This window comes from Pseudomonas sp. TH43 (assembly GCF_016650635.1).
In the GTDB taxonomy this organism is placed as follows: Bacteria; Pseudomonadota; Gammaproteobacteria; order Pseudomonadales; family Pseudomonadaceae; genus Aquipseudomonas.
The window spans coordinates 360,020-383,059 of the sequence record NZ_JAEKFI010000004.1 but is presented as its reverse complement, the minus strand read 5'-3'; the positions used below and the strand labels follow the sequence as shown (position 1 = coordinate 383,059).

The following is a 23,040-nucleotide window of genomic DNA, read 5'->3' as shown; positions in this document are numbered from 1 at the left end:
CGCTTATTCCGGCAGTTTGTAGGCAATCACATAGTCACCCATTTTGGTGCCCAGCGAACCGTGACCACCCACAACCAACAGGACGTATTGCTTGCCGTCCTTGCCGGTATAAGTCATCGGAGTCGCTTGGCCGCCCGCAGGCAGACGCGATTTCCACAGCTCTTTACCGCTGTTCACGTCGTAGGCGCGCAGGTACTGGTCGAGGGTGCCGCTGAGGAAGCCGACGCCGCCGGCAGTCACCATCGAGCCGCCCATGCTCGGTACGCCGAGGGTGAAGCCGATCGGGATTGGCGAGCTGTCGCGGCTGGTGCCGTTTTTGCGTTTCCACACGACTTTGCCAGTGGTCAGGTCGATACCGGCAACGTAGCCCCAGGCCGGGGCCTGGCACGGTACGCCGAGTGGCGACATGAACGGGTGCATGATCACCGCGTATGGCGCGCCGGTGTTCGGTTGCACGCCAGCGGTTTCGCTTTCGCGTTTGCTGTCGGCGGCGACTTGCTCGCGCGGCACCATTTTCGACACGAAGGCCATGTAGTTCGGGCTGGTGAACAGGATCTGACGCACCGGATCGACCGACACGCCGCCCCAGTTGAACACACCGACGTTACCCGGGTAGATCAGGCTGCCCTGTTCCGACGGCGGGGTGTATTGGCCTTCGTAACGCAGTTCCTTGAACTGGATGCGGCACAGCATCTGGTCGAACGGGCTCGCGCCCCACATGGCTTTTTCGGTCAGTTCCGGGGCCAGCAGGTTGAGGTCCGAACGGGCCTGGGTCGGTGCGGTGTGGTCGCCTTTCACGGCGCCTTGCGGAACCGGAATTTCCTTGATCGGGATGATCGGCGTACCGTCACGACGGTCGAGGACGTACAGGCTGCCCTGTTTGGTCGGGGCGATCAGCGCAGGTTTCACGCCGTCGGCGGTTTTCATGTCGAGCAGGGTTGGCTGGCTGCCAACGTCCATGTCCCACAGGTCGTGGTGAGTGAACTGGTAGTTCCAGCGCACTTTACCGGTGGCCAGGTCCAGCGCGACAACGCCGGCGCTGAATTTCTCGGCGCCAGGAGTGCGGTCAGCGCCCCACTGGTCAGGAGTCTGGTTGCCCAGAGGCAGGTAAACCATGCCGAGTTTTTCGTCGACACTGGCCAGCGACCACATGTTGGCCGAGTTACGGCTGTAGATTTCGCCCGGTGCCAAAGGCTCGGTGGCGTCTGGCTTGTCGCTGTCCCAGTTCCATACGAGGTGACCGTCGTGCACGTCGAAAGCGCGGATCACGCCCGATGGCTCGTTGGTCGATTCGTTGTCGGTAACGTGACCGCCCATGATCACCAGATCACGGGTAATCGCGGCCGGCGAGGTGGAGTAGTAGCCACCCGCGGTGAACGGGCCGATGCCTTGGGTCAGGTCAACCACACCGTTTTTGCCGAAGCCTTCGCAGATCTTGCCGGTGTCGGCGTTCAGAGCGATCAGGCGGGCATCAGCGGTGGGCAGGTACAGACGACGCGGGCAGGCCTGAGCAACGGCTTTGCCAGCTTCGGAGATAACGGCGGACGCAGCATTTTCAGTCTTGGCGTAAGCGGCTTCGTCGTAGTACGACACGCCACGGCAAGTCATGTGCGCGAAGCCTTTGAAGCCGACCGGGCTCTTGATCTGCGGGTCGAAGCGCCACAGTTCCTTGCCGGTGTCCGGGTCCAGCGCGAGCACTTTGCTGTGCGCGGTGCAGGCATAGATCATGCCGTTGGCTTTCAGCGGGGTGTTTTCGTTGGTCAGCTCAACCGGGTCATCAGCGGTCGGCAGATCGCCGGTCTGGATGCGCCAGGCTTCTTGCAGCTTGCCGACGTTGGCCGGGGTGATCTGCTTCAGCGGCGAGTAACGGTCACCGAATTCGGTGCGGCCATAGGCCTGCCAGTCGCCATCCGGCATCGCTGGTGCGGTGCTGGTGGTGTCGGCGGTGTCGCGACCCAGTTCGCCGAAGGTTTCGCCCGGGTGGGTGAACAGGCTGATCAGCGCGGTGAGGCCGGCCAGCACCACAGCCACGGTCAAGCCGCGAGTGCCCATTGGCGCCGGGCCGTCGAGCAGCAGTGGACGACGGAACCATGGCAGCAACATCACGAAGCCGAGAACGAACCACAGGGCCAGACGTGGCACCAGTTGCCACCAGTCCAGGCCGACTTCCCACAGCGCCCAAACAGTGCTGGCAAACAGCACGATGGCGTACAGGCCCAGCGCGGCGCGACGGCGCAGCAGCAACAGAATACCGGTCAGCGCAATGCCGATACCGGCCAGCAGGTAGTACAGCGAGCCGCCGAGCATGCTCAGCTTGACCCCTCCGGCCAGCATGGCCAGGCCCATCAGTAGAAGCAGAATGCCGAGCAGGCTGGGTAGCAGACGGCCCCGACTCGAAGCACTTTCGGTGCTCATAGTGTGATTCTCCGTGACGTTTATGTAGTCCCGCGCTGTAGTCACTGTAGATGACGATTGGGCGCGGGTATGGTTCAGATAAAAACTTGTCTAGCTAACGAATTTCATGTGGGAGCGAGCCTGCTCGCGAAAGCGGTGTGTCAGTCGACTTCTTTGGTGAAGTTGAAATTGCTTTCGCGAGCAGGCTCGCTCCTACATTTGATCCGTGGTGTTGTTTAGAACGAGGACTGGATCTTGATCCCGCCGATCAGCGCGTCGTCGACGTTGTTCACGCCACCGGGGTGGCGGATGTATTGCAGGTTCGGGCGCACGGTCAGCCAGTTCGTCACGTGCACGCCGTAATACAGTTCGGCGCTGTATTCGGTGTCTTGCGGCGGCAGGAACGACGGATCGTCGTAGTCGTAAACGGCGTGGGCCTGATTGCTCGCTTCGGCGTTTTTGCGGTAGGCCGGGTTGACGTGCACGCGGGCGAGGGCGAAACCGATGTCGTCTTTCGCACGAGCATCGAACGGGCCTTTGTAGGTAATGCCGGCCTGCACATAGTTGTCGATGGCGTTGGTTTTCTTGTCGTGCATCGTGCCGTTGGCGAACACGCTCAAACCGCGCGAGTTGTCGCTGGCGACGCTGGTGACTTGCTGCTGAATGCCCAGCCACACGCCGTGTTTGCTCGATGCGCTGCGGTAGGCTTCGCCGCTGAGGGCGGCCGGTTGGCCATTCTGATCTTTATAAGCATCGGTGGCCTTGGCGTTGCTGTAGTAGTAACCAGCGCGGTATTCGCCCGGCAAACCATTGAGCTTCGGCGTCCACACCAACTCGATCGGCAGGATCGCGCCCTGGGTGCCGCTGCCGCTGAGTTTGAAACCGTTGCCGCGATCGAGGTTCGACGGGTTCTGCTCATAGGCGCCGACCTGCGCGTACAGCTCTGGGGTCAGGTGATATTTGACGCGCATCGCCCATTGGCTGACCGGCCAGTTGTACCAGATGCCGCCGACCCAGTTGCCGACCTGCGAGCCGCAGAACGCCAGGTTCTGGAAGTCGCACGGGAAGCTGTTGAAGTCTTCGCCTTCGCCGAAGCGGCCGACCTTGATGTCGAGTTTCTGATCGAAGAATTTCTGCTGATACCACATCTGCGTCAGGCGCGTGGTCTGGCCACGGCCCCAGACTTCCTGGGCGGAAGTGAAGCCGCCGACGCGCGGATCGTTGATCCGGTCGTTGCTGATGTTGTTGCCGCTGCGCTTGGTGATGGTCAGTTGGAATTCTGCATCGTCCCAGCCGAGGATTTTTTGCAGGTCCAGGTGAGTGCCCAGGCCAAACTGATCGCTGTAACGCGCGGTGCGGTCGTGATCGTAGCCACCGTGCAGATTGCTGCCCATTTCGCCGGTGTAATCGAGTTTGAAGTCGTAGCCTTTTTCCGAGAGTTCGGTGCGCGTGCCGTTCCAGTCACCGAGCATCCACGGTGAGTCACTGTCGAACGCGGGCGCCGCTTGAGCGCAGGTGGCGAGGCCCAGCGCGGTGCAGCCGCCAAGGGTGCGCAGTACTGAGGTAGCGCTGTCTCGGGAGAAGGAAAAATCGGGCATGGATAAGTCTTTTTTTGGTGTTTTCGGGATGCAATTCGAGCGCTTCAATATGTCGCAGGCAGTGAAGCGTTTCATCGGAAGGGCGGCAGGATAATGATCTGTAACAAAAAGACAAAGGGCTTTTGCAGACATGCAGCATTTCGCAATCGGTAACAGTGCGGCAAACGGGCGCATTGTGGGCCGTGTGCTGGCCTGCGATCTTTCCGGGTTGGCCTACATTTGAAGGTAGGCCTTCCACCCGATCACCCCCTCGGCTAAGGTGCGCGGCTTCTGCATTTTCACTTCGCTCAAAGGCCTGGCATGAACGAACAAACCCCCGATCCGCTGCACGGCGTGACGCTTGAACAGATCCTCAACGCTTTGGTGAGCCATTACGAATGGTCGGGGCTGGCCGAGCGCATCGATATTCGCTGCTTCAAGAGCGACCCGAGCATCAAGTCGAGCCTGACGTTCCTGCGCAAAACCCCGTGGGCGCGCGAAAAGGTCGAGCGTCTGTATGTGAAGTTGATGCGCACCAAGCGACCGCTCTGAGATGGACGCCGTCTGGCGGCGACGCCTGATCACTTGCGCTGCCGTATTGGGTTGGGCGGGATTGGCTATTCAGTTGTACCTGATTTTCTTCGCGCGTTTGAGCGTCAACGCCAGTCTGTTGGGCGGGCTGGTGAGCTTTTTCAGTTACTTCACGATTTGGACGAACACGCTGGTGGCGACGGTGTTGACCTGCGCTGTAACTGATCGCGAATCCGCCGCACGCCGCTGGTTTTTAAAGCCGTGGGTGAGTAGCGGGATTGCCGTGAGTATTGTCGTGGTCGGTCTGGCCTACAGTATTTTGCTACGGCATTTGTGGCATCCGGAGGGTTGGCAGTTTGTTGCTGATGAATTGCTGCACGACGTAATGCCGCTGCTGTTTCTCGGTTATTGGTGGTTGTGCGTGCCCAAGGGCACGTTGCGCCTTTGGCATCTGCCGGTGTGGCTGATTTATCCGCTGGTGTATTTCATCTACGCCTTGCTGCGCGGGCATTTGCTGGGCGCGTATGCGTATCCGTTCATTGATGTGGCGGTGTTGGGTTATCCACAGGTGTTTATTAATGCCGGGGGGATATTGGTGGGGTTTGTGGTGATCGGGTTGCTGGTAATCGGCCTCGACCGCTGGCGTGCAACCCGATCTTCACATCAGTGAGGAACATGTGCTGGATGAGAACTTGTTGTGAATGAGAACCTGTGGTGAGGGGATTTATCCCCGTTGGGCTGCGAAGCGGCCCCAAAACATTCAATGAGTTGTGTCAGGTAATCCGCAGTATCCGCGCTCAGGGCTGCTTCGCAGCCCAACGGGGATAAATCCCCTCGCCACAAGTCATCATTGACCACAGGTGATCACCAGCCACAGGTCATCATTGACCACAGGTCATCACTGACCACAGGTCATATTGACCACAGGTCATCATTGACCACAGGTCATCAGTAACCACAGGTCATCAGTAACCATAGGTGATCACTGACCATAGGTGATCACTGACCACAGGTGACCACAGGTGATCACTGACCACAGTTCATCACTGACCACAGTTCATCACTGACCACAGGTCATCACTAACCACAGGTAATCATCAACCACAGGTGATCACCAGAAACAGCGGATTTGTGTCACTCCTCTTCAGGAGTGCCTTCAGCGCGCCAGTAGCCGACGGCTTTGATGAGTTGCTCATCCAGCCCGTGCTCATCGATCAGCACCCGGCGAATCTGCCGTGAGACTTTGGTTTCCGTCGCCACCCATACGTACAGATTGCCTTGGGGCACCTGCAACTGTTTGACGGTGGTCAGCAGGTTGTCCTTGCCGCCTTCACGCAATACCCAGATCACATTGACCTGCGCTGCGCTTTCCAGCACTTGTTGCTCGCGGCCGTTTTCCACTTCGATCACCACCAGCGCCTTGCGATTCGCCGCCAGACCTTCGAGGCGACGGGCGATGGCGGGCAGGGCGGTTTCGTCACCGATCAACAGATAGCTGTCGAAGATGTCCGGCACGATCATCGAGCCACGCGGCCCGCCGATGTGCAGGAATTGCCCCGGTTTGGCTTGCTCAGCCCAGGTCGAGGCAGGGCCATCGCCGTGCAGGACGAAATCGATGTCCAGTTCCAGTTTGTCCAGGTCGTAGCGACGCGGTGTGTAGTCGCGCATTTCGGGCATTGGTCCGTTGTCCTTGCCGGCGCCAAGTACCATCGTCTCCAGTGCCGCCGTCTGTTCGGCGTTCTGCGGGAACAGCAGTTTGACGTGATCATCCGTGCCCAGGCTGATGAAACCGGCCAGTTCCGGCCCACCGAGGGTGATGCGGCGCATGCGCGGCGTCAGGTCGACCACACGCAGCACTTCAAGCTTGCGGCGTTTGATTTCGTGCATCACGCGGTGAATGGTTTGGGTATCGACTGCAGTCATTCGGCTTTCTCCGAGGCAGGTTGAACGGCAGGGCCGTCGACGATGGCTTTGGCGGTGTCGTTGAGCAGGTCACGCACGCGCAGGATTTCTTCCGGGCTCCAGCGCCCGTGGTGCATTTGCAGGGCATGGCGCAAGTTGTGCACCGCTTCGTGGATTTCGGCGGGGCGGTCATGGCCGCGCAGCGAGCGTTTGCTGACGTCGATACGCATGCGCACGCCATCAAGCGCCACGGCCTGTTCGCCTAGCGACAAACGCCCGGCCTCGGTAACGCTGTAGCGTTTTTTGCCGCCCTCTGCGTCGCCGGCAATCAGGTCGCTTTCTTCCAGGAAGGTCAGGGTCGGGTAGATCACGCCGGGGCTTGGGCTGTACGCGCCGTCGAACATGCCTTCGATCTGGCGGATCAGGTCGTAGCCGTGGCACGGCTGTTCGGCGATCAATGCCAGCAACAGCAGTTTCAGATCGCCGGGTGCGAACACCCGTGGGCCACGGCCGCCGCGTTCGCGACCGGGACGCTTCTCGAAGCCGTCACGGCCGTCGCCATGTTCGCGGTGGGGGGAATGATGGTCTCTCATTTCTGTCTTCTCTCGTCGTGTTTAGATACAACTTAAGATATATCTTACGGATCAGGCAAGCACAAATGACCAACGGTCGTCACCGCCACCACGAGCGCGACGCGCCCGCAAGGGGGGCACCGGTTAAGCGTTTTTCGCCGCGATGGAAACAATAAAGCCCTATACAGCGTTAATTAAGTTTGGTTAATTACTCTAAAGCATCAACACTTTCCTTGTTTTATGGGCGCTGTAGTTTGTGTCTTACAGAAGTAGCGCGGCGCTTAGTTTTTAAAGTCTGTCGTGATGTAGTACGGGTCTTACAGTCAGCTTGTTATTTTTCCTGAAAGTCGCAATTTTTCTTTCAAGTTTGATAGCACTTTGGCTACGCGTTCGCCGGAAACAGCCTGCTTATTTCATGGTGGGAATAGGGGAGTATTCCTCGGCGCTGAAGGTTCACTTTCTTACATGGCTAAAGCAGGGTTTATTGACTCTTCCGATCCTGTAAGCAGCGCTGGACTTCAGCCAATTCCCACAAAGAAAATGACAGGAAGTTAATCATGCTCAAGCAACTTGCAATCGCTACTCCTCTGGTCTTGCTGACACTGAGTGCTTCGGTGGCCTTTGCGGCCGAAGAATCGCGAACTTCGATCAATATCGTCGCGGACATTCCGAGCAAGGTGTTCCACGCCCAGCCGGTCGATCCGAACTTCGGTAAAAACGAAGAAATGCGCTACGTCATTGGTGCCGGCACGCTGTCTCCGGTTCGTGGCACTTATGACATTCAACACAGCCAGGGCGCCGTCGGCGCTTATGTCGAAGGCGGGCCACAGCCACTGTTCAACGGTTCCAATACCATTGCGCTGACTTATACCTTCAACGGTAAAACCCTCACCGGCGCGTCTGAAGAAGTTGTAGGCGATACCGAATCCAACGGCGGCATGCGTGCCGACCTGGTGATCACGGCCGCCAAACCTGCCGATGGCCAGTTCGGTCTTTACACCGCCACACCGGTGGTGATGTTCGACGCGATTCCACGCGTAAAGCCATAAGGCACGTTTCACTATTGCCTGTCATGGGTGATGGGTTCGCCCGGCCGGTCGCTATCAGTTAGCGCCCGGTCGGTGTTCGGCCGGTCAAACAAAAAGAGTAATCAGTTCATGTTCCCGATGACACCCATCGCGGCAGCGCTTGCACTTTTTTTATGTGCCAACGCCTTGGCTGCGTCCACCGATGCCCGTCATACGCCGCGTAACTTGCTGGCGCAGGCGAAAGGGTTGCCGAGCGAATTCGAAGAGCACTTCTTTGATGTACCACTGGCGGTGCGTGTTGAGTTGGACCAACAGTTTCTGGGCGAGGCGATGATTGTGTTGTCACGCGATGATCGCATCACCCTGCTCGAATTTACCGAAAACATCGACAGCAACTTCAGCGCCACCGAGCGCGATGTCTGGGCCGACTATCTCGGTCGCGGTGTTGCCTTGGGCGCCTGCCAGGGCAGTTGCCCGGAGCAGATGCTCGCCGTGCACTACAACCTGGAAAATTCGCTGGTGTCGATCGTCACCGAAAATGCCGAGCGCGACAGCCAGGCCCCGCGCTATTACCTGCAACCACAAGCCGGCAGCACCGGATTGATCGTACGCAACCAACTCAATCTCAACGGTGGCCAGGATCAGGATCTCGGTGGCCGCTACGGGCTGGTCACCAGCAGCAGCCTGGGCAACTGGACGCAAAGTCTGAACGTGCAAATGGCCCGTCTGGGCGGTTCGGACGAGCAGATGTATCACGCCGTGCAAGAGCTCTACAGCCAGAAGGAACTGCAGGGCAGCTTCCTGCGGCTTGGCTATTTCATGCCCGACTCTGAAGGTCTGACTCGCCAGCCGCGTTCGTTCGGCGCCAGCCCGGACACCGCAGTGGGCGCCATGTACGGCAGTTCCGACAGCCTCGCCATCGACAACCCGAAACCCAGCGTTTATCCGCTCTATGTCACCGCTAACCGCCAAGCTTCGGTGGAGATTTATCGCAACGGCATGTTGATCAACACACAACCGGTCGATGCCGGTTTGCAAACGCTGGATACCCGACCGCTACCCGGCGGCATCTATGAAGTTGAGGTGCGCCTGATCGAAGACGGCCAGATCACCTCCACCACGTCCGAACTGATCTACAAACCGAACAATTGGCGCAATCACGACGAACGCTGGCGTTACAACGTTTTCGCCGGGCGCGAGAGCAAGTTGTGGAGCAACTGGGACGACCAGGCGTCCGGCGGCATGACGGCTGGCGCTGCGTTCAACTACTTGCTGCATCCGCGAGCCATCGTCGGATTCTCCGGGCGGCAGATCAGCGAAAAATTGCAGTACGGCACTTCGATCGACTGGACGCTGGCCAACAACACCAGCGTGTTCGGTAACCTTTATCAGACCGAAGACCACGGCACCGGTCTCGATCTGCAAGGCATGTACAGCTACGGATCGGGCAGTATTTTTCTCACCCACAACCGCAGTTGGCTCGACACCACCAACACCTACGAAACCTTGCCGGACGGCACCCGCGTGCGTCAGCGCAACGTATTCATCGGCCAGACCAGCAACTCGGCGCTGTCGGTCAATCACCGGGTCAGCAACAAAAGCTCGATCAATGCACGGGTGTCGCACAGTGACGGCAACGTCGAGGGCGTTGCTGTTGATCTGGGCTGGACCCAGCGCGGCGAATTGTTTGGCAACGATGCCAACTGGCGGTTTTCGGTGTTCGACCGCCCCGGCAGTTTCAGCAGCGGCGATGCCCGCAATCGTGGGGTCGATCTGAGTCTCAGCCTCGCGTTGGGCGCTCCGGGCGAGCAGATTTCCGGCAGCCTCGGCTCGCGCACTTCGCGCGATGGCGGGCGTGACAACAACGCCTCCCTGACGTACCGCAAGGATTTGCAAGACCACCTGCTGCAAAGCGTCTCGGCCACGGCGATCGCCGACACCTATGGTTTGGGACTTTCCGGTACTGGCAGCTTCCAGAGCGACGCGGTCAACGGTGACGGCTTTGTGCAGCGCTCATCGTTCAACGGCAACCTCACCGGCGGCCTCAACCTGGACAGCACCGTTGCCCTGAGCGGCCAACACCTGACCATGACCAGTCAACACGACCGAGGGGGCGCCGGAATGATTGTCGACGTCGAGTCCGACCTGGACGACATCGCCCTGCGCGCCGACGACTTCAGCGGCGGCAGCGCCAATCTGCGGCCGGGGCGCAATTTCATCCCGATCACCGCGTACAAAAACGGCACGGTGAGCTTCGATTTCGAAGGCAACGACGTGCCCGCCGCCGCGATTCAACCGGCGCGCATGAGTTATCACTTGAACAAGGGCGGCGTCGATTATCGAAAGATCCGCGTGATGAAAACCCTGACCGTTCTCGGTCGCTTGATCGACCCCTCAGGCCAACCGCTCAAGGGCCACCACATCATCAACCACGCCAGCCGTGGCGTGAGCGAAGTGGACGGGTTCTTCTCGATGGAAATGAACGCCGGTGCGCCGACGCTGGAAGTGCGCCAGGGCGATCAATTGCTCTGCCGGTTCCGTTTGAACACGGACGCGGCGCGCGTGGAAAACAATGTGTTGATGATCGGTGATCTGCGTTGTACGCCGGATACCTTGGCGGACGCGGCCATTGCTGCTGAAACCGCAGGTTGATGCTGCCTTTAACCCGCTCACTCGCTGTTGCAGCCCGATGTGGCTGTGTTGCAAATACAGAGGCAAATCAAATATGAAACGTTTGTTGGCAGTTGGTTTTTACCTGTGCGCGCAAGTTGCTGTGGCCGCCCCGCAAATCAATGTCGGGGTGGTTTATGACTATCTGGACGGCGATAAAAGTACGTACCTCAAACGCGTGTACAACGGTGGCGACAGCACGGCTTTTATCAGGATCAACATTCTCGAAATGATCTTCGATGAGCAAGGCGCCGCCCGAGAAATCCCCCTGCAAACTCCCGCCGGCGCCAGCGCTCGTGACGGTTTGATGGCCAGCCCGGCACGCCTGATCGTCCCGGCCAACGGCACCCAAGGCACGCGTTTGCTGTACATGGGCGAGCGGGAAAAAGAGCGCTATTTCCGCGTCCGGTTTGTTCCGGTGGTTCCCGAAAAAGCCGATGAGTTTGCACTCACTGACGAAGAACAGACGGACTACAAAAAGGACTTGGCGGCGGGCGTGACGGTGTTGGCGGGTTACGGCACGGTGTTCTTTGTCCGGCCGAAAAATACTCGGTTCGACAGCGTGATCGACGACGGCAGCGGCCAGTATCAAATCCGCAATAACGGCAACAGCGTCGTGGTCATCGACGAATTCAAGGACTGTGTTGCGGGCAATGAGCAGGACTGCCAGCCAACCACCAAACACCACATCCTGGCGGGGCGCACTTTTCGTTTCGACAAACAGGCCGGGCGTCATTACCGCTTCACCGTGATAGAAGGCGCGGCGAAAAAGAAGGTCGAAGTGAAGGGGTAGACGTCACGCCATTCGGAGGCAGAGGATCAATCATGAACAGGCGAAAAGTTGCACTGGTGGCGCTAACCGGGTTGGTGCTGGCCTGCACTTGCGCCCATGCGGCGCGTGAGGAACATGAGTTTGAAGTGTCGGTGAGCATTCCCACTTCCAGGTTTCATGTGTTGCCGGCCGACCCCGGCTGGATCAGCCGCGAACAGCGCTTGCAGTGGAGTTTGCTGAACTCGACGCTCGGCGGACTGCGCAAGGATTTTGATGTGAAGAACGAGGGCGGTGCGATTGAAGCGCGCCTGGAGGGTTTGGCTTATCTGTCCAATGGCGACGACCGCCACGATATCGGTCTGCAGGTGGTGTTCAACGGCAAAGCGCTGAAGGTTGGCGAAGCGGTCGAGGTGGTGTCTTCGGCCGATGGCCGGCAGGGAAAACGCGTGCTGTTGGAAATCACCCCACAGCCGCCGGACGATGGCGTTTACAAACCGGGAAAATATTTCGGCAACGTCAACATGATGTTCAACGCCGTTTTGCCGGGTGCCTGATAACCCCTAACGCCCGGATGGAGCAGGAAGCAATCATGATCAATTTGTCAGGACGCGTGATCGTCGCATGGCTGGCGAGTGTTGCCGTAACGTCGGCGTCGGCGGCCGAGAAAAATATCGAAGCGCTGTTTCGGCCGGACTCGGCCAACCCGCAAAACAACGAGTTCGTTAACCAGACGCGTTCGGAGGGTTTTTGCCTTCAACTTCCACATCAATGCACACCGGAGGGCCTGTTCAGTCTGATAGCGCCCATCACTTTCAGATCCAGCGGCCCGATTCAGGCTTTTCACACCGATCCGCGGCTAGGCGGGATGGCCAAAGTGCCTTCGCATTGGCAGAAGATTCAAGTCGAGCATGAATCCGGTGCTCAAGAAACGGTGGAAATCCGGATTGCGGGCATCGGTCATGAGTCAGGCCTTTCTGAGGCGGTGACGGTCATCGTGGAAGGCCAGGCCGGGGATGACTACAGGGCGGCGTGGAGTCTTTTGTGGACCGGAGGTGCGTGGCGAGAGGCACCCGCCCCGTGTTTGGGTGTTGGTAGCGCGACGGCGGGTTTTCATGGCTACAACAGCTTCTGGAAAGTACCAGTCAATGCCGGGACGTGTGCGAAGCAGGCACGGTTCACCATTCCGATTTTCCACTATCAGTATTTTGTTTATGGCTACGAGTTGCGCACGCCTAAGCCGCTGACGATGAAGTCGGGTCGATATTACGGGAGCATTGACTACACGGTTGGACCAGGCATGGACTTCGACATGGGCGATCTGATGATCCCCAATGACAATCTGCTCCGGTTGAACTTCACCCTGATCGTCGAGCACATGCTCAAAGTCGAAATTCCACCCGGTGGCACCACGATTGAATTGACCCCGCAGGGCGGATGGCAGGCATGGCTTGACCAGGCTCGCAAGCCGACGCGATTGTTCCGCGATCAAACCTTCAATCTCTGGACCAGTTCGCGCTTCAAGATGCAGATGCGATGTCAGTACGACGCAGGTGACACTTGCGCGGTGCAAGACCCTGCGGGTAATCAGGCACCACTTCAAGTCGCGGTAACGCTGCCCGCAGGCCTGACAACCGAAGGCGGACGCGCCGTGATCCGCCAGCCGCTGCGCGTCAGCGGCGTGGGCACCGAAATGTTCCAGCCCGGCATTTACGTCGATCGCAAACCGGGAACGCTGCACTTCGACATCGAACAGGGTGATGTGGCCAACATGCTGTCTCGCGAGGCCGCTACGTATAAGGGCAACGTCACCGTGATCTGGGATTCCGAGGTCGGATAAACAAGCAAAGACAATCATTGATCCAAGCGCTGTTCGGCGGTTCCCAAGAGGTTTAATGCATGAAGGTTTTACGCGTTTTCCAGCGATGGGCAGGCTCGCTGATTCTGCTGTTTGTGGGGCTGTCATCGGCCAATGCCGAGCAGGTCTTGATCAATGCTTCGTTCAAACCGGACTCGGCTCATCCGCTGCGCAATAAATTTACCAACGACACGCCGGCCAGTGGATATTGCGCGCAGGCCCCCCAGCAATGTAAAGACAATGAAATGTTCAGTTTGCAGGTGCCCATCCAGTTCAATTCGCAAGCACCGATTTTGGCCAATCACGGCTCAATCCGTCAGGGCGCCATGTTCGAGGTCCCGACTCAGTGGCGAGATCTGACGGTGACTCATCTGGGAACGGGGGAAACCAAGACCCTGAAAGTTCGCATCGCAGGCCTGGGCTCAACGTATGTGACCGAAGACATCATGAAACTGGTGGGGCCCCAACCTGATTACCGGGAGGCACACTGGAAGTTGTGGGACGGAACATGGGTAAACACTCCGCTACCTTGTACCTACAGTGGTGTGGCGTTTTATTGGAATCACGCCTACAAGTTTTTCTGGAAGACGCCCAACCAAGGTGTGTGCTCTCGGCAGGCGAGGTTTGATATTCCTTGGCTGCGTTATGACTACCTGGACTTCGCTTACGAACTGGAAACCCCGAAACCGTTGGAAATGTCCTCGGGAGTGTATGTTGGCCATCTGACCTACACGTTGGGTCCCAGAGCTGATTTCGACTTTGGCGACATCATGCTGCCGTCCAGTTCCGCGCTGACGTTGAACTTTGAGCTGGAGGTTCAGCACACGCTCAAGGTGGATATTCCTCCCGGAGGCACTCGTGTGGAGTTGGTGCCACAAGGTGGCTGGCAGGCCTGGTTAAGTCAGGGGCGCAAGCCTACTCGGCTGCTGCGCGATCAGACTTTCAATATTTCGACCAGCTCTCGCTTCAAGATGCAGATGCAATGTCAGTACACGTACCCCGCAGGCGACACCTGCGCGGTGCAAGATCCCGCGGGCAATCAGGCCCCTCTGCAAGTTGCCGTAACACTGCCCTCGGGCCTGACAACCGAGGGCGGGCGCGCAGTGATCCGCCAACCGCTGCGGGTCAGCGGCGTGGGCACCGAACTGTTCCAGCCCGGTATTTACGTTGATCGCAAACCAGGGACGCTGCACTTCGGCATCGAGCAAGGCGACGTGGCCGACATGCTCTCTCGCGAGGCGGCAACGTATAAAGGCAATGTCACCGTGATCTGGGATTCCGAGGTCGGGTGATCGGGTGAAACCACAGCAGTGGTGGTCTGCGGATTCACCCGGTCAGGGTCGTTTCAAAGACCGATTTTTTTCAGGGCATCGCGGGTCTGCTGGCGGCTGAGTTGTTGTTCCTGGTCACCCAGATCGCTAAACAGCCGCTCGTACAGCGAGTCCGGCATCGGCTGCCCGGTCAGCACTTGCTCTTTGGGCACGGCGAGCAATCTCGCCAGATCCTTGATCTTGTCGCGTAACGCCGTTTTTTGCAGATAGGGCTCCGTGGAGCCCGCCCATTCAGCCTGCGCGGTACGCAAGTCGTCGAGCTGCGAGGCTTTTTCCTCAAAGCGGGTTTTATTGGCGTAATACTGATCGGGGTAGGCCTCGCGCAGGAAGTCAGCCCAGAACGGTTGCTCCAGCATGCTGTTGATCAAGCCGTCACCCACCTCCATCGCTTTCACGGTTTCAAAGGCTTGATCGATTTTCGCCTCACTTACGCCGGCGGTCAGGCGAAACAGCATGTTCTGCGATTGCCACGGCAACTGCAGACGGGCGGCCAAACCGGTTTGATAAGCCAGATAGACCTCGACCACGTCCGGGTCGCCCCCACGGCTGCTGATGTCGGCCTGAGCGATATCGTTGACATGATCCAGTCGGGTCGCGCCTCTGGCCAATGTCACCAGTTTTGGCTCAAGCATCTCTCGCGAAGTTGACGAGAGCCGTGCCTCTGTCGCCAGCACTTTGATGCCCATCTGGTTGAACACTTGTGCACCGGCATCCCGACAGTTGACCGGCGACGTGGCCATGTCGAACAACTCCTGACGCAGGTCTTTGTCGACATCAATGGCATGGATCATCCGCCAGACACGGTCACTCAGCTGTTCCCGTGCAGACCCGCCCATGCGGTAGTCGGCCGACCGGGGCAGGTCATTGATAATCCTGAAGAAGCCCACCGAGTTAGGCTCTGAAGCGAGGTCAGGCCAAGCCTCCGGGCGGTAGATACCGCGCCCGGGTGTTTGATGGAACAGCACCTCGTCATTCGCCGGCCAGCGCTTCAGCATGTCGGTTGTGGTCGCAGAGGCAACATGCTCGGGAATCAGTCCCACCGACTTACGATAATTCTCGTAGACGGTGCGCTGAACATCCGGGAGCTGCTCAGTGAGCAGACGGGTACGGGCAACGATGAAGGCGTTGTCGGAGCCCGACACAACATGGGGGATTTCGTTGATCGGATTACCCAGCATGTCGAGAAAAAATTGCCGTGGCCGGCGCTTTTCAAACAACCCTTTGGGCCAGGTCGTCAGGCCGGTGTCGTTCAGCGACAAGATACTCAAGCGCGGCATCCGACTGACATCCGGCGTCAACCCCAAGGGATTTTCGTCCAGACGCAAAGTCTGCAGGCGAGTGAGGTTTTTCAGTTGTTCGAGCGTGTCCGGCGTCAACTGAATGCGGTTACCCGACAGGCGCAGGGTTTCCAGTTGGCGCATCCGGCCAATGCTGTCTGGCAGAGTCTTGAGCTCGCACTTTCTGGCGCTCAATTGACGCACGTGCCGGAAGTCGTCGAGCAATCCAGTGGGCCCCTCATTGAGTGGGACGTTGTCGAGCGTGAGGCTGGTGATCTGTTCGAGCCAGGGCTTCAGATCGGGCAGTTTTTGCCACCAGTGCTCAAGGTTATAGCGGCGCAGTTCCGAGGACAGGTCCAGCGCGTAACCGGTTTGCGGGGTGATACTGGCTTCGCCCGGCGCCGTGAATTTACGCTCGAAACAGGCCATCAGCCTTTCCGACAAATGCAGTCCACCGTCGACCATGAACGACAGATTATGCGTACCGCCATCTCCGGCATCCCAATCGACAACCTGCTCGAAGCGCCACGTATTGAGGGTCACGCGCAGTGTGTCGAGTTCCTCTTCAATACGCCGGATGCCAGCCTCGGCGTCGCCTTGCGCGGTCAATGCCTGAGCGAACCCTTGCACCTGGTTTTCATTGAGGTGCGGGTAGATATCCTGAACGCGTTCGTGCAGGGTTTGCGCGGATCTGGAGTAACCGGGGCCGCCGAGCAATTTGATGGTTTCCGTCGTTGCGGTGCTTCTCAGCGGTGGCTCGGCCAGCAAGGTTCGGCGTACGCTCGGGTGTTCGGTTTTGGCCAAAATCCATTGCTTGAACCCTGCGGCGTCATCGAGGCGATAACCCAGCGCCTGGCGCTGTTCGCTCGGCAGGGCAGCGAGAATTGATTGAAAAAGATCGCTGGCGTGTTCTTGCAGGGGTTGCCCCTCAGCGTCGTAGGCCGTGTATCGGGAGTCCTGATCCTTGATCAGCGTACGCACGGTGGCAGCATCTTCGGCCCCTACGCTGCTGTTCAGCAGGCCATCAAGCGATTGCTGGCGAATGTCGATACGCAGTTGCGCCAGCGTATCGCTATGAATTCGCAAGGCGTTGAGCGCCAGTCGCTCGGTGTCGGCAGTGGCCAGCCAGTCATGATGGAAGCCTTGCCAGGCGTGGGTTGCACGGGCTTCCAGTTGCAGCTCATTGCCCAGTTGTTTCAGGCGCAACGGCAGGTGTTGATGCTGGCTCATCAAGTCGAGTTCGCCCGGCGTTGCGTTGCCCAACAAGGTGTCGGTGATCGTCACCGGCAAGTTCGGCAGAGCCTGTTTCAGCAGTTGTCTGGCTGGACTGGCGGGTGTTTCATCATTTTCGTAACGCTGATTAAACAGCTCGTTGCGCAAGGATTTCGCGCTGCTGGCGATGCGTGCTTGCAGTTGCTCTTCGTTGTCGATGAGCATCGGTGTGCCGTTGGCCTCCAGTGTTTGCAGGATGCTGGACAAACCCTGCCCCTGAACAATTTGCTGGTCACTCAACTCAACCACCAGTTTCTTGCCTTGAGCGGATTTCGCCGCAGTCGATTGCCAAAGCGTCTGGCCGCGGCTGTCTTTGAGTCGCAGCGACACATCGGCGGGCCAAAGCCCCTGCGCCTCGATGACTTGTAACTGGCTGGCCGTATCGCGTTTGCCCAGCGCCTGCATCCACGGGTTTTTACTCGTGACCTGATTTACAAAGCCGCTGACGTCGTGCTCGAGAGTGAAGCGCTGCAACGTGTCAGCCAGCAGGGGCGGCACGCCGGCGTTGTCGCGGTACATGCGGCGCAACACGTCGGGGGAGGTGGCGCTGGTCTTGCGGATCAGTTCGAGTCGTTGCGGATCAGTGAAGGGATCTATCGGATGGCCAATACGGCGCATCAACGTAGCGTTATCCCAGTCTCGCGGTGTTTCGCCTTCAATGACATAGCTCCCCGCGCCGTTGTGCCGAACGGGCAATTCAAGCGCATTCGTGCGGGTCGGGTGTCGGACGCGGAGTTCGCCCGTCGCCGGGTGTTTCGCAACCTCGTAATGATGCTGCTCCACGCGTAACAGGGTTTTGCCCCTGTGCTCATACAAGACCTGGTTGTCTTGCGGGATATCCTGCGAGAAAGGGCCGGTGAAGCGATAAGGCTTGAGGTCTGGTTTCCATAGTCGCGTCGCACCATTGGGCAACCGGACGGCTTTCAGGTTCTCGATAAAGGGTGACACGGTGTAGTGAAAGACTGGCGCCAGTGCCGCGGCGGTAGCGAGGTTTTCGATCACATCGGTCAGGTGGGCCCAGCCTGCCTGTCGGTCACCTTCGCTCAGCTCCACTGCGCCTTCGAGCACTTCATCGAGCAATTGCCCGGCGGTGATGACCAGCATCAATTCGCCCAGCCCCGGTACTACCAGCGCCAAAGCCCCGAAAGTGATAAAGCCGATATTGAGGTAATTGGCCCAGCGCTCCGAACGTGCCTTGGCATCTTCATCGGCGTTGGGCACAGCGATGACCCTGGCATCGCTGAGCAGTCGATCGAGGGCTGCCTCGTGCAACACCGGCCACAGCTCGAAATTCTCCCAGAGCCCTTTGCCCGGAAGGTTGCAGTCAATGATGTGGAAGTTCGGCGCCTCTATCGGTTCCTGGCGTACACCCACGTCACGTGGCGGTGGAATGTCGATGTGCGCAATCAGCCGCTCACCCAGTTGCACCCATTCATGATGGCGCCATTTTTCCACGAACGACTGCGATGGGCCGTCATTGACCGTTTTGATGAACCGTCGGAAGTAGTAGGGCCGATCTTTTTGTGCAACGAAGCGGCTGAAAAACATTTGGTAGGCGGTCGGTTTGCCTGCATCGACGCCTTTATCGCTGCCAATGGCACGGGCGGTCAGTTGGCGGGTCAGTACCTGTTGGAACGCCTGGTAGCTGGGGTAGCGTTTGAGCGGATGTTCGGGGTCGCCAGGAATCCACGCAAACAGCGCGCCGTTGCTGTAGCGCTGAAACTCGCACGGCATGAACAACATGCACTCGCTCAGGCGTAATCCCATGATGCTCAGGCCACGCAAACGCAGTTGTTTGTCGCCATCCATGATGACGCTGTCGCCGCTGACGACTTTCATCAGCAGATCGTAGTCGGCTTGCCGAATGTCTTTTTTCACCAGCGCCAGACAGGCTGCAGTCTGCAAGGACTGCTTGTGATAGGCGCTGTTGATTTGTCGCAACAGGTTTTCCACCAGGCGATTATCCGGTGGGCGCAGGAAGTGCTTCAAATAGCTTTGGTATTGCTCGCCGATGTTCAGGCGCCGACATAAACGGGCGAAAGTGTCGACCTGCACCTGGGTGACTATCGGTTCGAAGTGACCGTTGTTATCCGGGCGGCTGATGAAACACGAACTCTCCTCATAAAAGCCCGGCCGGGTTTCGTCGTATTCAAAGTTGTGCAAGGCCGCTTGCAGCAGTGACAAGGTCTTGACCGTCAGCGCTTCGCTCTTGAGCCCGAAAATACCGAGGCTTTTCGGCGCGTACAGGCGCAACCAGGTGTTGTCGGCATCGAAACTCGCGTCGAGTTTGTGCAGCTCAGGTTCCAGCAGATTTTTTGCAAAGGTTTCGATGCTCTGGATCTTGTCGAACAAGGCGTCCCGTGCGTTTTGTCGCCTGTGAAGGGTTTCGGTGGCGTGTTGTAGCGCTTGTTGTTGATCGGACGAAGCCCTGGTGAACCAGCCCGGGAGCACCGGTCTGGTCTCGCGCAGCTCGGCGCGGCGTTTCGCCGAAGCCTTCAGGAGCACCGGTGGGATGGCCTTTTTCAAGGTCTCGAAGTGAATGCCCCGTGCACGGGAGTCAGACATGCGCAAAATCCTTTTGGCGTTGAAAGGATTTTCAGTGTGCGCGGCTGTTCAGCGGTGCATGCGATACATAGTTATCGTTTGTGTATCGGGGTGTTTGCGGGTTTTACCGCCTGTTTCAGTTGCGCTGGGCGACGACGGGCGCCTCGCACTGGGTATGTGAATCCGGTTGCAGGTATGGCGACAGGATCGGCGCCATGCCTTTGAGCACCTGCACTGGCAGTGCCGAGGTGAACTTGAAGTTCTCTGCCGAGCGGCCCGGCACGAACGCCGTCAGTGTGCCGAAGTGGTGATCGCCGATATAGAACACGAAAGTCGCGGTGCGGTTGATCGACTTCGAACTGAGAATCCGCCCGCCCGAGCCGATGGCTTCGATGCGGTTATCCCCTGTGCCCGTCTTGCCGCCCATGATCAGCGGAGTGCCGTCGGCGGTCTTGAAACTGCCGGAGACGCGCTTGGCCGTGCCGGAATCGACCACTTGCGAAAGCGCCTCGCGCATGGCCGTGGCTACTTCGGACGGCATCACCCGTTTGCCGACATGCGGGTCATTGGTCACGCGGGTTTCGTACGGTGTGCCGGCAGCAAAGTGCAGGCTGTCGATGCGCAGGGTCGGCATGCGCACGCCGTCGTTGAGGATGGTGCCGATCAGCTCGGCGAGCGCCGCCGGACGATCACCGGAGCTGCCGATCGCGGTCGCCAGCGATGGCACCAGGTGGTCGAACGGATAACCGACTTTCTGCCAGCGTTGATGAATCTCAAGGAACGCTTCGATTTCGAGCATGGTGCGAATGCGGCTGTCACGGGCGCCTTTGTGCTTGCTCTTGAACAGCCAGCTATACACCTCCTGACGCTCGAACTGGCTGGCTTTGACGATCTGGCTGAAAGTCGCGTCAGGGTTGTGCAGCAAGTAGCCCATCAGCCACAGATCGAGCGGGTGAACCTTGGCGATGAAGCCCTGATCGGGCAGGTCGTAGCTGCCGGGGCCATAGGAGTCGTAGAGGCGGATCAGCCGATCATCGGTGAGTTTTTCAGTGAGCTTGGCGCCTTTGAGGTGTGCGCGCACGAAAGTGTTGAAGTCTTCCTGAGTGGCATCCGGCAACAGATAACGGTGCACGGCGGCCATGCGGATCGGGGTCGGGCGCATGCTGTCGAGGAAGGTTTCCAGGCGCGCCTGGGTGTCCTTGTTTTTGTACTTTTTCCAGAACTTGAGCAGGAACGAGGTGCCTTCGCGATCCGCGAAATTGGCCAGGTATTCCTGACGGCGTGGATCGCGATCGTCCTTGAGCAGTTCGGCGCTGCTGTTGGGGCCGGAATAGGTGACGTAGCGCACCACGTCGCGCATCAGGCGAATGAACGGCAGGTTGATCGACTCACGCAAAGCATCGCGCAGGCTCGGCATGCGGCCGTTGTCTTCCTTGCGGAAGTTGTGGAACACGTGCAGCCCGCCGCCGGTGAAAAACGCTTCGCCGGGGCTGGCCGAGTATTTACGGTCGAGCGCGGCGCCGAGCATTTTCGACAGATCGCGATCCTTGTTCTGCACCAGATAATCAATGACCCACTGGCTCAGGCGATCCTGATCCGGCACGTCGACTTTCTTCAGTTCCGGCACGCTCATGCCGGCGTATTTATCGTGCAGCTCGGAGATGATTTGCAGGTAGGTGGTCAGCACGCGCATTTTCGCCGTGGAGCCGAGTTCGAGTTTGCTGCCTTCATTGATGTCGAACGGCTGGTCGGTGCTGTCGGTCTGAATGCGCACGCGCGAGCCGTCCGGGGTCAGCTCGAACAGGGTGAAGCTGTAGCGCACTTGAGTGGTGCTGGTCGGGGTCAGCAGACGTTCGCCCATCAAACCGATCTGCGCGGCAAAGGCCGGGTCGGCAAGTTTTTTCAGGTACTCGGTGGCCTGCATTTGCAGGTCGCCTTGCAGGGTGCTGGTGGCGGACAGGTCGAGGCGGTCGAGGTCGTACAGCGGGCGGTTGAGCATCGTTGCCAAGCGGCTGCGGGCGACGCTGATGCCTTTATTGGTTTCGATTGGCTGAATGGTTGGTTGAGTTTGCCAGTCGCGATAAGTGACCTTGCTGGCCAGCGCGGCATCGGCCAGTGCGCTGTCGATGACGCCGTTCTGCTTGAGCAGGCGCAAGTGGCTGTCGGTGAGGTCGGCGAGTTCTTCGCGACCCTTGGTCAGGTAATGCGAAGGGCGGCGCTGGGCGATCATCAGCGAGAGCATTTCGCGCAGCGCGAGGCCTTTGTCGGCCATGGTTTTCGGGTCGGTGGCCGGACTGTTCAGCTGTTCGTTGGCCTTGTTGAAATCGCTGCCGTACCAGACGCGCAAACCTTCGGCCATGCCGTGCACTTCGCCATGCCCCGGCACTGCGGACAGCGGCACACTGTTGAGGTAATCGCGGACGATGTTCTGCCGCGCGCCGAGGGTGTCCGGGCCGTCCTGGTATGCACGCACGCTGGCGGAAATCATCTGGCGGATCTTCTCGGCGCCGGAAACCGTCAGGCCATCCGGTGAGTGGCGATACTTCTCCAGTTGTGTCGCCAGCGTGCTGCCGCCCGCCGACTGGCCGGGCAAATGCAGCAACTTCGCCACTTGCGACCAGGCCGCCATGCCGAAGCGTGGCCAGTCCACCGCAGGGTTGGCGCGAGGCTGTTTGGGATCCAGCAGAAAGCGGTTTTCAATGAATAACAGGCTGTTGACCACCACGGGCGGGATTGCCGCGAAGCTGGAATACAGTTGTTGCGGATAGTTGTATTTGTACAGCGGCGCGGCGCGGCAGTCGGTGATGGTCAGGCCGGCCTGAATTTTTTCCGAATAGGGTACGAACAGGCCTTTGTCGGTGTAGCTGAGCAGGGCAGGGGAAAAGCGTGTCTGCTCGGTAATCACATAATTGCGCTTGAGCAGACGCGGCAGAAATTCATCGAGGGAGCTGTAACCCAGGCGCAAATCGAACGGGCCGTTGCCGGGGTAGTGAATCGCTTCACTGGGGCCAGGTTCCAGTTTGTAGGTCAGTGAGGCGGCGTATTTGCTGACTTCAGCGGACTGAAAACGCGAGGTGCGCATTTCTTTGGCCGCGCCCATACCGATCACGATCGCGATAATCAGCAGCAACAACCAGAAAGCCTTCCAGCCATGCCGATTACGACGTGGTTTTTTGGGGACAGGCGCTTGATCCACACGTTCAGTTGGAACCACAGATTTACTCGAATCGGTTTGCCACAAAGCGCCCATAGTCGATTGATCCATTCACGCAGATTGATCGGACTTGTCTGAAGCTTAGACGGTGGTTGGCGCTG

The 23,040-nt window shown here is 58.8% G+C and carries 14 protein-coding genes; 8 read left to right on the top strand and 6 right to left on the bottom strand.

Going from position 1 to position 23,040, the window contains the following annotated elements; translation table 11 throughout:
* Positions 1-3 precede the first annotated feature (3 nt).
* Both JFT81_RS18000 and JFT81_RS17995 read right to left on the bottom strand, forming a co-directional pair.
* Positions 4-2,415, bottom strand: a complete 2,412-nt coding sequence (locus JFT81_RS18000; RefSeq protein ID WP_201228373.1) for a glucose/quinate/shikimate family membrane-bound PQQ-dependent dehydrogenase — start codon at positions 2,413-2,415, stop codon at positions 4-6.
* Positions 2,416-2,630: 215 nt separating this feature from the next.
* Positions 2,631-3,992 carry a carbohydrate porin gene (locus tag JFT81_RS17995; RefSeq protein ID WP_201228372.1) on the bottom strand — a complete coding sequence of 454 codons (1,362 nt, stop codon included), beginning with the start codon at positions 3,990-3,992 and terminating at the stop codon, positions 2,631-2,633.
* Positions 3,993-4,292: 300 nt separating this feature from the next.
* On the opposite strand from JFT81_RS17995, the gene JFT81_RS17990 reads away from it, so the two are divergent.
* Together JFT81_RS17990 and JFT81_RS17985 are read left to right on the top strand one after the other, a co-directional pair.
* A complete protein-coding gene (locus JFT81_RS17990; RefSeq protein ID WP_007916799.1) occupies positions 4,293-4,523 on the top strand; it encodes a VF530 family protein in 231 nt (76 codons plus the stop codon).
* A 1-nt stretch (position 4,524) separates the two neighbouring features.
* Positions 4,525-5,172, top strand: a complete 648-nt coding sequence (locus tag JFT81_RS17985; RefSeq protein ID WP_201228371.1) for a Pr6Pr family membrane protein — start codon at positions 4,525-4,527, stop codon at positions 5,170-5,172.
* 464 nt (positions 5,173-5,636) lie between these two features.
* Here the strand turns inward: JFT81_RS17985 and JFT81_RS17980 are convergent, their stop codons facing one another.
* Both JFT81_RS17980 and JFT81_RS17975 read right to left on the bottom strand, forming a co-directional pair.
* Positions 5,637-6,425 (bottom strand): siderophore-interacting protein, encoded by a 789-nt coding sequence (locus JFT81_RS17980; protein ID WP_201228370.1) that lies wholly within the window; start codon positions 6,423-6,425, stop codon positions 5,637-5,639.
* A complete protein-coding gene (locus tag JFT81_RS17975; protein ID WP_122589924.1) occupies positions 6,422-6,997 on the bottom strand; it encodes a PadR family transcriptional regulator in 576 nt (191 codons plus the stop codon). Before JFT81_RS17975 ends, JFT81_RS17980 begins: the two co-directional genes overlap by 4 nt.
* 536 nt (positions 6,998-7,533) lie before the next feature.
* On the opposite strand from JFT81_RS17975, the gene JFT81_RS17970 reads away from it, so the two are divergent.
* The 6 genes from JFT81_RS17970 (at position 7,534) to JFT81_RS17945 (ending at position 14,593) form a co-directional block, all read left to right on the top strand.
* A complete protein-coding gene (locus tag JFT81_RS17970) occupies positions 7,534-8,025 on the top strand; it encodes a CS1 type fimbrial major subunit (protein ID WP_201228369.1) in 492 nt (163 codons plus the stop codon).
* Positions 8,026-8,133: 108 nt separating this feature from the next.
* On the top strand, positions 8,134-10,656 hold the full coding sequence (locus JFT81_RS17965; RefSeq protein WP_201228368.1) for a CS1-pili formation C-terminal domain-containing protein: 2,523 nt from the start codon (positions 8,134-8,136) through the stop codon (positions 10,654-10,656).
* Positions 10,657-10,729: 73 nt separating this feature from the next.
* Positions 10,730-11,467, top strand: a complete 738-nt coding sequence (locus tag JFT81_RS17960; protein ID WP_201228367.1) for a molecular chaperone — start codon at positions 10,730-10,732, stop codon at positions 11,465-11,467.
* 32 nt (positions 11,468-11,499) lie between these two features.
* A complete protein-coding gene (locus JFT81_RS17955) occupies positions 11,500-12,000 on the top strand; it encodes a CS1 type fimbrial major subunit (RefSeq protein ID WP_201228366.1) in 501 nt (166 codons plus the stop codon).
* Positions 12,001-12,035: 35 nt separating this feature from the next.
* On the top strand, positions 12,036-13,283 hold the full coding sequence (locus JFT81_RS17950; protein ID WP_201228365.1) for a hypothetical protein: 1,248 nt from the start codon (positions 12,036-12,038) through the stop codon (positions 13,281-13,283).
* A 59-nt stretch (positions 13,284-13,342) separates the two neighbouring features.
* Positions 13,343-14,593 carry a hypothetical protein gene (locus tag JFT81_RS17945; protein WP_201228364.1) on the top strand — a complete coding sequence of 417 codons (1,251 nt, stop codon included), beginning with the start codon at positions 13,343-13,345 and terminating at the stop codon, positions 14,591-14,593.
* A 53-nt stretch (positions 14,594-14,646) separates the two neighbouring features.
* Here the strand turns inward: JFT81_RS17945 and JFT81_RS17940 are convergent, their stop codons facing one another.
* Together JFT81_RS17940 and JFT81_RS17935 are read right to left on the bottom strand one after the other, a co-directional pair.
* Positions 14,647-19,746: an NEL-type E3 ubiquitin ligase domain-containing protein gene (locus JFT81_RS17940; protein ID WP_201228363.1), complete on the bottom strand. Its 5,100-nt coding sequence runs from the start codon at positions 19,744-19,746 to the stop codon at positions 14,647-14,649.
* Positions 19,747-19,861: 115 nt separating this feature from the next.
* The gene (locus JFT81_RS17935; RefSeq protein ID WP_201228362.1) at positions 19,862-22,975 is read right to left on the bottom strand and encodes a transglycosylase domain-containing protein; all 3,114 of its coding nucleotides are present in this window, start codon (positions 22,973-22,975) and stop codon (positions 19,862-19,864) included.
* Positions 22,976-23,040: the final 65 nt, after the last annotated feature.